This is a genomic window from Thauera linaloolentis 47Lol = DSM 12138 (assembly GCF_000310205.1).
Lineage (GTDB): Bacteria > Pseudomonadota > Gammaproteobacteria > Burkholderiales > Rhodocyclaceae > Thauera > Thauera linaloolentis.
The window spans coordinates 26,904-38,870 of record NZ_AMXE01000030.1 but is presented as its reverse complement, the minus strand read 5'-3'; the positions used below and the strand labels follow the sequence as shown (position 1 = coordinate 38,870).

The following is an 11,967-nucleotide window of genomic DNA, read 5'->3' as shown; positions in this document are numbered from 1 at the left end:
CGCTGGCCGCGCTCGCCGACGTCGGCCTCGCCGACCGCGCCGGGGAATGGCCGTCGCGCCTGTCGGGCGGGCAGCGCCAGCGCGTCGCCCTGGCGCGGGCGCTGGTCCACAAGCCCCGCCTGCTGCTGCTCGACGAACCGCTGGGCGCGCTGGACGCCCTCACCCGCATCGAAATGCATGCGCTGATCGAACGCCTGTGGCGCGAGCAGGGCTTCACCGCGCTGCTCGTCACCCACGACGTCTCCGAAGCCATCGCCCTGGCCGACCGCGTGCTGCTGATCGAGGACGGCCACGCGGCGCTCGACCTGAGGGTGCCGCTCGAACGACCGCGCGAGCGCACCGCCAGCGGCTTCACCACGCTGGAAGACAGGGTGCTGCGGCGGGTCCTGCAGCACCCGCCCGTGGAAGAAGCGCCGCCGGCCCGCCCGACGCCGTTCTCCCGGTGGCGTTGGGCGGCATGAGCAGCCGGTAGCGCCTCGTCGGCACGGCGCCACCCGCGCCGAGCGCCTGCCCGGCCTCAAAGCCCGATAGCACGAAATTGTATAAGCAATGCTGTTTTTATTATTTCTTGGCCAGGTACCCTGTACTTAGACTCTGGCGCATATCAGAAAACAGGAGCTGCAAATGAACAACACCCCCCGCCGTCCCAACACTGTGCGCCGCGTCCTGGCGGCACTCGCCCTGTCCGTGTCGGCATCCGCCGCGCTCGCCGACACCACGCTGCTGAACGTCTCGTACGACGTGTCGCGCGAACTGTACAAGGACATCAACCCCGCGTTCTCCGCGCAGTGGAAGGCCCAGGGCGGCGAAGCCGTCACCGTCAACCAGTCGCACGGGGGGTCGAGCAAGCAGGCCCTGTCGGTCGCCGCCGGCCTCGAAGCCGACGTCGTGACGATGAACCAGTCGCCGGACATCGACATCCTGGTCGAGCGCGGCGGCCTGGTGGAAGCGGACTGGCGCAAGCGCTTCCCGCACGAAGCCACGCCCTACACGACCACCTCGGTCTTCCTGGTGCGCAAGGGCAACCCCAAGAACATCAAGGACTGGGACGACCTCGCCCGCGCCGGGCTGCAGGTGATCGTGCCCAACCCCAAGACCTCGGGCAACGGCCGCTACACCTACCTGGCGGCCTGGGGCTACGCGCTGGACAAGAGCGGCAGCGATGCCGACGCACGCGCGTTCGTCGGCAAGCTGTTCGCCAACGTGCCGGTGCTCGACGGCGGCGGCCGCGGCGCCACCACCACCTTCACCCAGCGCGACGTCGGCGACGTGCTCGTGACCTTCGAGAACGAGGCCATCCTGATCGCCCGCGAACTCGGCGACAACAAGTTCGACGTGGTCTATCCGTCGATCTCGATCGACGCCTCGGCGCCGGTGGCGGTGGTGAAGTCGGTGACCGAGAAGCGCGGCACCGCCAAGGCCGCCGAAGCCTACCTGCAGTTCCTGTTCTCGCCGGAAGGGCAGACGATCATCGCCAAGCACAACTTCCGCCCGCGCGACGCCGCCGTACTGGCGAAGAATGCGGACAAGTTCCCGCCGATCCGCACCTTCACCGTGGATGAGAAGCTCGGCGGCTGGCCGGCAGTGCAGAAGACGCACTTCGCCGACGGCGGCATCTACGACCAGATCGTCGAGAAGCGCTGATCACTACGGCAGCGCCGGGCCAAAGCCCGGCTGCCTCATATTTGTTTGTGTTCACGTCCGGCCAGTGCATGGCATCGACCGGGGCAACACATCAGTCGCCGAACGCTGCCAACGCCGCGCGCAACGCAACCTCGCCCACGCCTTCGGCCAGCGCCGCGACGCGCTCGCCGTTCAGCCATAGCGCGGCCTCCTTCAGTTCGTAGGCCACGCCCCGCTTCAGCGCCGCCACCACGCCGCCGGCGTCGCGCGGCGAGGCGAAGCCCTCGCCCTGCAGCAGCAGCCCCCCTTCGGCATCGACCAGCTTGAAGTGGAAGCGGCCGTCGGCTTCGCGGTACTGCTTGAACTGCGGCAGCGCGGCCTTGGCTTTTTCCACCGCGACCGGACGTGCGACGTCCGCCAAGTTGCGCAGGCCGACGGCGCGGCGCAGCTCGGCCAGGAAGGGCGTGGCGATCGCCCGCGCCTTGGCCGCGCCTTCGTGCAACAGCGCCTCAATCTGCGCGGGATCGGCGACCAGGGCCTGGTACTTCTCGCGCATCGGCGACACGGCCGCCTCGATCTTCTCGAACAGCGCCTGCTTGGCCTCGCCCCAGGCGATGCCTTCTTCGAACGCGGTCCGCATCGCGCGCGCATCCTCCGCGTCGGCAAAGGCCTGGTACAGATCGAACAGCGCGGAGCCGTCGGCGTCCTTGGGTTCGCCGGGCGCCTTCGAGTCGGTGACGATGGAGTAGATCAGTTTCTTGAGTTCGGCCGGCGCGGCGAACAGCGGAATGGTGTTGTCGTAGCTCTTGCTCATCTTGCGGCCGTCAAGCCCGGGCAGCGTCGCCACCGACGCGTCGATGGCCGCCTCGGGCAGCACGAAGTGCTCGCCGTACAGGTGGTTGAAGCTGCCGGCGATGTCGCGCGCCATTTCGATGTGCTGGATCTGGTCGCGCCCGACCGGCACCGTGTGCGCCTTGAACATCAGGATGTCGGCCGCCATCAGCACCGGGTACATGTACAGGCCCATGTTCACGCCGGCATCGGGGTCGGCGCCCTCGGCGGTGTTCTTGTCGACCGCTGCCTTGTAGGCGTGGGCGCGGTTGAGCAGGCCCTTGCCGGCAACGCAAGTCAGCAGCCAGGTGAGTTCGGGGATCTCGGGGATGTCGGACTGGCGATAGAACCACACGCGCCCGGTGTCGAGCCCGGCCGCCAGCCAGGTGGCGGCGATCTCCAGCGTGGAGCGCTGCACGCGCAGCGGGTCGGTGGTGCTGATCAGCGCATGGTAGTCGGCCAGGAAATAGAAGCTCTCCGCACCGGCCTGGCGGCTGGCGGCGATGGCCGGGCGAATCGCGCCGGCATAGTTGCCGAGGTGGGGCGTGCCCGACGGCTTGATGCCGGTGAGGACGCGCTGGACGGAAGGCTGGCTGGCGGACATGGATCGCTCCGGCGGAAACGGGACAAAGAGCGCGAGTTTAACGGCTTCCGCACACCGCTTGTAACATGCGCCCACCGCAGGCCTGCGATAAGGTAAGCCCCCTGCGGCAAGACTGCCGCCCCCGGAGACAGACGCAAACCGCCTCTCCGGACAACAAAAAGGAGCTCCGCGCTCATCATGCTCGAAAGACTGGCCCATCTCGACTGGATCGAAACCTATGCCCTGCCCTGGGGCATCAACCTGCTGCTCGCCCTCGGCACCTTCATCGTCGGCCGCTGGATCGCGCACGGCATCGTCGCGGTGGCGCGCAGGATGCTCGCGCACACCCGGCTCGACGCGATCCTGGTGAACTTCATCCTGTCGATCCTGCAGGGCGTGCTGCTGCTCATCGTCGTCATCGCCGCACTCAACCGCCTCGGCATCGACACCACCTCGCTGGTGGCGCTGATCGGCGCGGCTGGCCTGGCGGTCGGCCTGGCGCTGCAGGATTCACTGAAGAACTTCGCCGCCGGCGTGATGCTGATCGTGTTCCGCCCGTTCAAGGCCGGCGACTTCGTCGAGGCCGGCGGCACCTCGGGCTCGGTCGAGCGGATCAGCATCTTCAGCTCCACCTTCCGCACCGCCGACAACCGCGAGATCATCGTCCCCAACGGCGTGATCTACTCGGGCGTGATCACCAACTACTCCACCCGCCCCACGCGCCGCATCGACCTGCTGGTGCGCGTGAGCTACGACGACGACATCCGCAGGGTGAAGGCGATCATCGAACAGGTTCTGCATGGCGACGCACGGGTGCTGGCCGAGCCCGCGCCCTTCATCGGCGTGGCCGACCTGGCTGACAACAGCGTGGACCTGCACGTGCGGCCCTGGGTGGCGACGGCCGACCACTTCGCGGCAAGTTGCGAGCTGAAGGAGAAAGTGAAGATCGCCTTCGACGAAAACGGCATCACCATTCCGTACCCGCAGATGGACATGTACCAGCACGTGGTGCATGTGCCCGCCAGTGGCAACGGCAGTACCTGACCCGGCCGCCGAAGCACCCAGCCGCGAGGCCATCGCCCGGGATACGGGATACCATTGCGCCTGTGCCGGAAGCCACCGCCTCTCCTTTTTCAGACCCCATCCGCCCCGATCATCGTGAGCCTGCCCACCCCCGAACGCCCCCGCGTACCGACCATCACCATCGGTCTGCGCCTCCATCCCGCCACGCCCGCCGCCGATTCGCCGGTCGGCATGCTGCTCGCAACCCTGTACGCCCCGCCCGAAGGCGGCGCGGTGTTCGAGTTCCGGCTCGAAGACAGCCGCCTCGAGGCGCTGCGCATCCCGCCCGCCGTGGCCGGAGCCGGCGAGGCGGACGAACTGTGGAAACACACCTGCTTCGAGGTTTTCGTCGGCGTCAAGGGCGAGCAGGGCTACCGCGAATTCAACTTCTCGCCTTCCGGCCAGTGGGCCGTCTACGACTTCCGCGCCTGGCGCGAGCGCAGGGCCGGATACGTGTCCACCGCCGCGCCACAGGTCCGCTTCGAGCGGGACGGCGGCGAAGCCTGGCTCGAAGCGCGCGTGCCGGCCGCCGCACTGCCGGCGGTGCCGCCCGGCACCGAACTCGAGGTCGGCCTGGCGGCGGTGATCGAGCGCGCCGACGGCGAACTGGAATACTGGGCGGTGAGCCACCCTGCCGCCCAGCCGGATTTCCACGCCCGGGACGGCTTCGTGCTGATGCTCAAGACCTGGGCCGAGCCGGACGGCAAGCGCTGATGGGCACCATCCGCCTCGGCCTCGACCGCCTGCTCGCCGACGCCGCGCTGCGCCGCCCGCTGGCCGGCCGGCGCGTCGCCCTGCTCGCCCATCCGGCCTCGGTGACGCGCGGGCTGCAACATTCTCTCGATGCCCTTGCCGCGCTGCCCGACCTCCGCCTGTCCGCCGCCTTCGGCCCGCAGCACGGCCTGCGCGGCGACAAGCAGGACAACATGGTGGAGTCGCCCGACTACACCGACCCGCTGCACAGCATCCCGGTGTTCAGCCTGTACGGCGAAGTGCGCCGCCCCACGGCGGCGATGATGGACAGCTTCGACGTGCTGCTGGTCGACCTGCAGGACCTCGGCTGCCGCATCTACACCTTCATCACCACGCTGCGCTACGTGCTGGAAGAAGCGGCCAGGCACGGCAAGCCGGTGTGGGTGCTCGACCGCCCCAACCCCGCCGGCCGCCCGGTGGAAGGCACGACGCTGCGCGCCGGCTGGGAAAGCTTCGTCGGAGCCGGCCCGCTGCCGATGCGCCACGGCCTGACGATGGGCGAACTGGCGCGCTGGTTCGTCGCCACACAGAAGCTCGACGTCGACTGCCGCGTGATCGAGATGGAAGGCTGGCAACCCGACGCCGCACCCGGCCACGGCTGGCCGCTGGGCGAACGGAGCTGGATCAACCCCAGCCCCAACGCGCCCAGCCTGTCGATGGCGCGCGCCTACGCCGGTACCGTGATGCTGGAAGGCACGACGCTGTCGGAAGGCCGCGGCACCACGCGCCCGCTGGAGCTGTTCGGCGCACCCGGCCTCGATGCCCGAGCCCTCGTCGCCGAAATGCGCGCGCTCGCGCCCGACTGGCTGCGCGGCTGCGTGCTGCGCGAATGCTGGTTCGAGCCGACCTTCCACAAGCACGCCGGCACGCTGTGCAGCGGCGTGCAGATCCACGTCGACGACCCGGCCCATTACGACCATGCCGCTTTCCATCCGTGGCGGCTGCAGGCACTGGCGTTCAAGGCCATCCGCCGGCTGTGGCCGGACTATCCGCTGTGGCGCGACTTCGGCTACGAGTACGAGTTCGAGCGCCTCGCGATCGACCTCATCAACGGTTCGCCGCTGCTGCGCGAATGGGTGGACGATCCCGCCGCCGTGCCGGCCGACCTCGACGGCCCGGCCCGCGCCGACGAGGCGGCGTGGATCGAGGCTCGCCGGCCCTTCCTGCTCTATCCCGGCTGAGCGCTCCGCTACCCCCATGCACGCCTACGACCGTTCCGCCACCATCGGCTTCGGCTTCAACCCGCTGGACCGTCTGTCCGACAAGCGCCAGGACGAGGATTACGTCCACCGGGCCCGGCAGGCGGCGGAGACGCGTTTCGTCATCCACGGTGGCGACGAGCCCTTGCTGATGCAGCGGGGTGTGGAGTGCGACGCCGTGTTCTCGGCGCCACAGTTGGCGGCATTGCAGGCCGTGCTGCAGCCGGGGCTGGACGAGCCCGCGTGCGAAGTGTTCATGGGGCGCCTGCCGGATGGCGCGGCGCTGTTCGCGCTGGATTTCGGCACCGGACTGGCCGAAGCCATCGCCAATCGGACCGATCTGGCGCTGCGCAGCCTGCGCACGGTGGCGATGCAGGGCGAGCTCGACCATGCGCTGCTGGGCGAGCTCGGCGGTGCCAAGGCGGTGCTGGACTGGCACCGGCGCCATCGCTTCTGCGCCCAGTGCGGCGCACCCAGCCGCATGGCTGCGGGCGGCTGGCGGCGTGACTGCAGCGCCTGCGGCGCACAGCACTTCCCGCGCGTCGATCCGGTGGTGATCATGCTCGCGATCGACGGCGAACGCTGCCTGCTCGGCCGCCAGCCGCGCTTTGCCGCCGGCATGTATTCGGCGCTGGCCGGCTTCGTCGAGCCGGGCGAGACGATCGAGGACGCAGTGCGCCGCGAGATCCTCGAAGAAGCCGGCATACCCTGTTCGACGGTGCGCTACTTCGCCTCGCAGCCTTGGCCCTTCCCCTCGTCGCTGATGATCGGCTGCTTCGCGCAGGCGCAAGACACCGCCATCACCGTCGACACGACGGAACTGGAAGACGCCCGCTGGTTCACCCGCGCCGAGGCCGCCCACATGCTGGCCGGCACGCACGCCCAAGGCTTATCCGCGCCGTTGCCGTATGCGATTGCGCATCACCTGATGCGGGCATTCGTGGATGAAGGCGAGGCCTTGTTGCGGTAGATCGCACAGACGCCGCCCACGCCAAAGGAGATCGTAGGAGCTCAAGCCGCGAATGCCGTGCTTGAGGCAGCAACAAGATTCTGTTCGCGGCTGAAGCCGCTCGTACGCGGGCCAGCATCTCCGGTTCATCACCCTCACTACTTCGCTGGCTGGGCCTTCCAGCGCCGCAACTGCTCGCGGATCGGCGCCGGAGCGACGATCACCGGGCGCGAGTGCTCCTCTTCCGCCAGTTCATCGCCCTTGCCACCCGCACCCTGGACCCCGGCCAGGTCTTCCCGCTCCCAGGCCTCCACCAGCCCACGCGCTTGGTCGAAGGCATCGACGAAGGAAGCCGATGGCTTCAGCGACTCCTTGAAATAGGCGCGGCCGAAATAAGTGAAATCATTGTCGTCGGCGCAGCCGAACGAGGTGCGGTCGTGGCGCGCGGAGGTCATCACCAGCGTGCCCTCGTCCGCCAGCGCATCGACGAAGCCGCCCGAGTAGCATGCCGACACCAGCACCACCTTCCAGCGGATGCCGCTGTCGCGCAACATCTCGCCCAGCGCCGCGGCCGGCAGGTCGGGCAGGTCGATGCCGTTGAGCTTGAAGGTCAGTTCGTGCGACTCGGAGCCATGGCTGGTGAGAAACAGGAACAGGATGTCCTGCTCCACGTCCATCCTCTCCGCCAGCGCACGCAGGGCCTGGCGCAGGCTGGTCTGCGTCGCCAAGGGCACGGCATCGACACTGCTGCGGCTGTTGACCAGGGCCAGCGAGCGGCCGGCGGTACCGAAATCGCGGTCGAACTGGCCGCGCACGAACTCCACCTCGCGGCGGAACACTTCTTCGCGCCCGTCGCCCGCCACCGCCAGCAGGTAGAGGTCGATGCGCGCCGGATCCTGCGTCCGCAGGGCCTGCAAGTGCTGCTGCAGCACAGCCGGCTGGTTGTACAGCACGGTCTCCACATTGCGCTGCTTCAGCGCCTCGGCCGCGGCATCGTGCAGCTTGCCGCGCCGCCAGATGCCGCTGTCGCGCAGGCGCCCGTCCGGCCTGGGCCTGGCATAGACCATCGTGCCTTCGCCGTCGTACAGCCCCCAGGCGAAGGCGCCCAGGTATTCGTCCCCGTCCGCGCTGCGATAGACGCCCTGCCCATGGAAACGCCAGTTTTCGAAATCCCCTTCGTAGCGGGCGCCATCCTTCATGCTCGCCGTACCCTTGCCGGTGAGGATGCCGGCGGCGAAAGTGCCTTCAAAGACATTGCCCTGGGCATCGGTGAACCGCCCCGGGCCGTTCGGCTGCCAGTCCGCCACCCCGCCCTCGTAGTGGCGCTCGCCGTAGATCACCCGCATCTTGCCGGCCGGCTCGTCATCCTCGAAGCGCCCCATGTAGATGCGGCCGTCGGCCATCTCGAGGCGCCCTTCGCCATGGAAGCGCCCCTTGCGGAACTCGCCCTCGTAGACCTCCCCGTCCGGGCGGGTATAGCGGCCGCGCCCCTCGAATTCGTCCGCGCGGAACTCCCCTTCGTATTCCGAACCGTCGGCGAAGCGCATGCGCCCCCTGCCATGCATCAGACCATTATCGAACCCGCCTTCGTAGCGCCAGCCCGACGCGCCGGCCGCCACGCCCGCGCCGTGCGACAGGCCATCGGCGAAGCCGCCTTCGTGGTAGGCGCCATTGCGCCATTCGATGCGCCCCTGGCCGTGCAGCTTGCCGTTGCGCATGTCGCCGCGATAAACACCACCGTCGGGGGTGACGGCATCGGCTGCGAACGCGGGGAAGACGGCGGACAGCGACACGGCAAGCGCCAGGCGGGACAGGAGGGAGCGGCGGAGCGCGGCGGACGGAAAGGACATCGGAAAAACCTGGCGCAGGGGTAAGGATTCTGACGGCATGGTACGCCGGCGCGCCCCCTTCCCGTAAGGCCCGAGTCGGAGTAAAAGGGAACGCGCCATACGACTTTCCAGCCAACCCACATAAGCGAGACATCCCGTGATCAAACACGGCCTCCAGATCTTTGCCTGCAACGCCAGCCAGGAACTCGCCGGCGAAATCTGTCAGCGCCTGGGCATCCGCCCCGGCCAGCTCGACATTTCGCGCTTTTCCAACGACAACCTGCGCGTGCAGGTCCAGGAAAACGTGCGCGAACGCGATGTGTACGTCGTGCAGTCCTTCACCCAGCCGGTGAGCGAACACATCATGGAGTTGATGATCACGCTCGATGCCATGCGCAGTGCGTCGGCCCAGCGCATCACGGCGGTGATCCCCTACTACTCCTACGCGCGCTCGGACAAGAAGGACGCGCCGCGCATCTCGATCACCGGCCGGCTGATCGCCGACATGCTGAAGACGGCGGGCGCCGACCGCGTGCTGACGATGGACCTGCATGCCGATCAGGTGCATGGCTTCTTCAGCGTGCCCGTCGACCACCTGACCGCGATCCCGACGATCGCCGAGCACTTCCGCCGCCATCACGACCTGTCGAACATGGTCGCCGTGGCCACCGACGCCGGCGGCGCCAAGCGCGTCGGCCGCTTCTCGGAACGGCTGGGCATTCCGATGGCGATCATCGACAAGCGCCGCGTCAGCGATACCGCCGTCAAGCACGGCGAGGTGGTGGGCGACGTGAACGGGCGCGACGTGGTGATCTTCGAGGACGAGATCTCGACCGGCGGCACGCTGGTGTCCTCGGTCGAGACGCTGCGCGCGGCGGGTGCGCGCAGCGTGCACGCGGGCGCGACGCACGGCGTGCTGTGCGGCCCCGCCATCGAGCGCCTGCGCGAGGCCCGGATCGATTCGGTGGTGGTCACCAACACCGTCACCCTGCCCGAAGACCGGCGCCTGCCCAAGATCACCACGCTGAGCGTCGCGCCGCTGTTCGCCGCAGCGATCGAACGCATCCACGGCGGGCAGAGCGTGGGCGCGCTGTTCGAGTAAGGGTCTTCGCCCGAACCTTCGCCTTCTCCCGGCAAGCCCGGGCGCCGGGGCCGGCCGGCCCGGGCAGCGATGCGTCGCGCCGGGACGGACCGACCCCGGCCACGTTCGGCCCGGAATGCGGAATTAGGGCTTCAGTATTCAGCGCGGCACGCCGATAACGCCAGGGCACACCGCTGCGCAGACAGCGCCCTCTCTCCCCACCTCCGAGGACATCATGACCTGGTTCGACAGCCTCAGCCTGAGGATGAAGCTGATCTTCAACTTCATCGTATCCAGTGGCCTCCTCATTGCAGCGATCATCATCTGCTACGTGCAGATCGACCGCATGGACAGACTCTCGAGCGAAATGTCCAATCACACCCTGCCCTCGCTGATGCAGACCGCCGCGATGAGCGAAGGCCGGATGCGCTACCGCATCCGCAGCCTAGAATTCATGCTCGCCGAGACGGCCGCCGACCGCGACAAGACCGAAAAGTCGCTGGTGGACCTCGACGCCAAGCTGTCGCAATCCATCGACGACTACCGCAGGCTTGCCGCCGACCCCGAAGCGCACACCCTGCTCGACGCCTTCGCGAAGGCGGTGGGCGGCTATCGCGACACGGTGATGAAGGCTGTGGCGCTGGTCAAGGACGGCCGCGAGCAAGAAGCCGTGCAGTTGCAGCGGACCGAATGGTTCACCGCCGGCACGCAGGTCGCCACCACCACCGCGGCGCTGCTGCAGCACGCCAACGACGAAGCGGACGAAGAGCGCCGGGCGAGCGCCCAGGCTGCCAGCGACGCAAAGCAGATGGCGATCGGCGCCTTGGTGGTGGGCACCCTGGTCGCAGCCCTGGTATCCATCCTGCTGGCACGGCGGATCACCTCGCGCCTGCACCATGCCGTCACCGTCGCCAACGAGATCGCCGCAGGCCACCTCGGGCAGCCCGCGGGCGGCACGGCGGCAAGGAGCGGCGACGAGATCGGCAGGCTGCTTGGCGCGATCGACGCCATGCGCGAGTCGCTGCGCACCACCATCGGCGAGGCGCGCGACGCATCGGCCCGCCTGTCGGCATCCGCCGAGGACCTGGGCAAGGGCGTGAGCGAGCTCGAAGCGAGCGTGGATGCCCAGAGCACCGAGGCCTCGAACATCGCCGCGAGCGTCGAGGAGGTCACGGTCTCGATCGGCGAAGTCGCGAGCCGCACCAACGAGGCCAGCGCCGCGGCGCGCGAGTCGGACACCAAGGCGCGCGAGGGCCGCGAGGTGCTGCGCAAGCTGGAACAGGCCATCGATCAGGTCTCGGCCGTCGTCAGGACGGCGTCGGAAGGCATCGGCAACCTGGCGGAAGAGTCGAAGAAGATCTCGGCCATCGTCAACGTCATCAAGGACATCGCCGACCAGACCAACCTGCTCGCGCTCAATGCCGCCATCGAGGCCGCCCGCGCAGGCGAGCAGGGCCGCGGCTTCGCGGTCGTGGCCGACGAAGTCCGCAAGCTCGCGGAACGCACGTCCCAGTCCACGGGCGAGATCACCGCCATGGTCGACACCATCCAGCAGTCCACCGGCCAGGTGGTCGCGCGCATCGACGAAGGCGTATCGGCGGTCTCCCGCAGCGTCGACCATGCCCGCGAAGCGGGCGGCAGCATCGAGTCGCTGCTCGCCATCGCGCGCCAGGTCTCCGAACTGATCAGCGACATCGATCTCGCATTGCGCGAGCAGACCGAGGCCTCGACCGTCGTGGCGCGCAGCGTCGAGCAGATTGCCAACAGCGCCGAGCAGATCCATACCGTCACCACGGCAAGCTCGCGCTCGGCCGAAAGCCTGCGCGCGATGGCGGCCCACATGCAGGACAACGTGAGCCGCTTCACGCTCTGAACCCGATGGCGAAAACGCCCCGGACAGGAGACAAAGCCATCGGCAACACCTAGAATGTGCCTGCCCCGGTCGCATCGAGGGCTCATAACAATACTCAACCCGCGGCGAATCTGAGATGCCGTGGTTTGCCCGCCCTGGGAGACAGCCGGCACACCCGGATCCGCCGCAGTTCTCGGAGAAACTG

The 11,967-nt window shown here is 68.4% G+C and carries 10 protein-coding genes; 8 read left to right on the top strand and 2 right to left on the bottom strand.

Going from position 1 to position 11,967, the window contains the following annotated elements:
* Positions 1-461: ATP-binding cassette domain-containing protein (locus tag C666_RS09775; protein WP_039919166.1), on the top strand; the 461-nt coding region annotated here is incomplete at its 5' end.
* 163 nt (positions 462-624) lie between these two features.
* A complete protein-coding gene (locus C666_RS09770) occupies positions 625-1,644 on the top strand; it encodes a sulfate ABC transporter substrate-binding protein (protein ID WP_004337729.1) in 1,020 nt (339 codons plus the stop codon).
* Positions 1,645-1,735: 91 nt separating this feature from the next.
* Here C666_RS09770 and C666_RS09765 read toward each other — a convergent pair whose 3' ends face one another.
* Positions 1,736-3,058 (bottom strand): tryptophan--tRNA ligase, encoded by a 1,323-nt coding sequence (locus C666_RS09765; RefSeq protein ID WP_004337728.1) that lies wholly within the window; start codon positions 3,056-3,058, stop codon positions 1,736-1,738.
* A 177-nt stretch (positions 3,059-3,235) separates the two neighbouring features.
* Here C666_RS09765 and C666_RS09760 point away from each other — a divergent pair, with 177 nt between their 5' ends.
* The 4 genes from C666_RS09760 to nudC all read left to right on the top strand — a co-directional run bounded on the left by C666_RS09760 (position 3,236) and on the right by nudC (position 7,021).
* Entirely contained in the window at positions 3,236-4,081 is an 846-nt protein-coding gene (locus C666_RS09760; RefSeq protein ID WP_004337727.1) for a mechanosensitive ion channel family protein, read from the top strand.
* A 114-nt stretch (positions 4,082-4,195) separates the two neighbouring features.
* Complete coding sequence (locus C666_RS09755) at positions 4,196-4,813, top strand: DOMON-like domain-containing protein (protein ID WP_004337726.1); 618 nt, start codon at positions 4,196-4,198, stop codon at positions 4,811-4,813.
* Positions 4,813-6,033, top strand: a complete 1,221-nt coding sequence (locus tag C666_RS09750) for an exo-beta-N-acetylmuramidase NamZ family protein (RefSeq protein WP_004337725.1) — start codon at positions 4,813-4,815, stop codon at positions 6,031-6,033. The genes C666_RS09755 and C666_RS09750 overlap by 1 nt, the downstream gene beginning before the upstream one ends.
* A 16-nt stretch (positions 6,034-6,049) precedes the next feature.
* Positions 6,050-7,021 (top strand): NAD(+) diphosphatase, encoded by a 972-nt coding sequence (gene nudC, locus C666_RS09745; RefSeq protein ID WP_004337724.1) that lies wholly within the window; start codon positions 6,050-6,052, stop codon positions 7,019-7,021.
* Between the two features lie 137 nt (positions 7,022-7,158).
* Here nudC and C666_RS09740 read toward each other — a convergent pair whose 3' ends face one another.
* A complete protein-coding gene (locus C666_RS09740; RefSeq protein WP_004337721.1) occupies positions 7,159-8,850 on the bottom strand; it encodes a C13 family peptidase in 1,692 nt (563 codons plus the stop codon).
* 136 nt (positions 8,851-8,986) lie between these two features.
* Here C666_RS09740 and C666_RS09735 point away from each other — a divergent pair, with 136 nt between their 5' ends.
* Both C666_RS09735 and C666_RS09730 read left to right on the top strand, forming a co-directional pair.
* Positions 8,987-9,931: a ribose-phosphate diphosphokinase gene (locus C666_RS09735; protein WP_004337718.1), complete on the top strand. Its 945-nt coding sequence runs from the start codon at positions 8,987-8,989 to the stop codon at positions 9,929-9,931.
* Positions 9,932-10,145: 214 nt separating this feature from the next.
* A complete protein-coding gene (locus C666_RS09730) occupies positions 10,146-11,783 on the top strand; it encodes a methyl-accepting chemotaxis protein (protein WP_004337716.1) in 1,638 nt (545 codons plus the stop codon).
* The last annotated feature ends 184 nt before the right edge of the window (positions 11,784-11,967 follow it).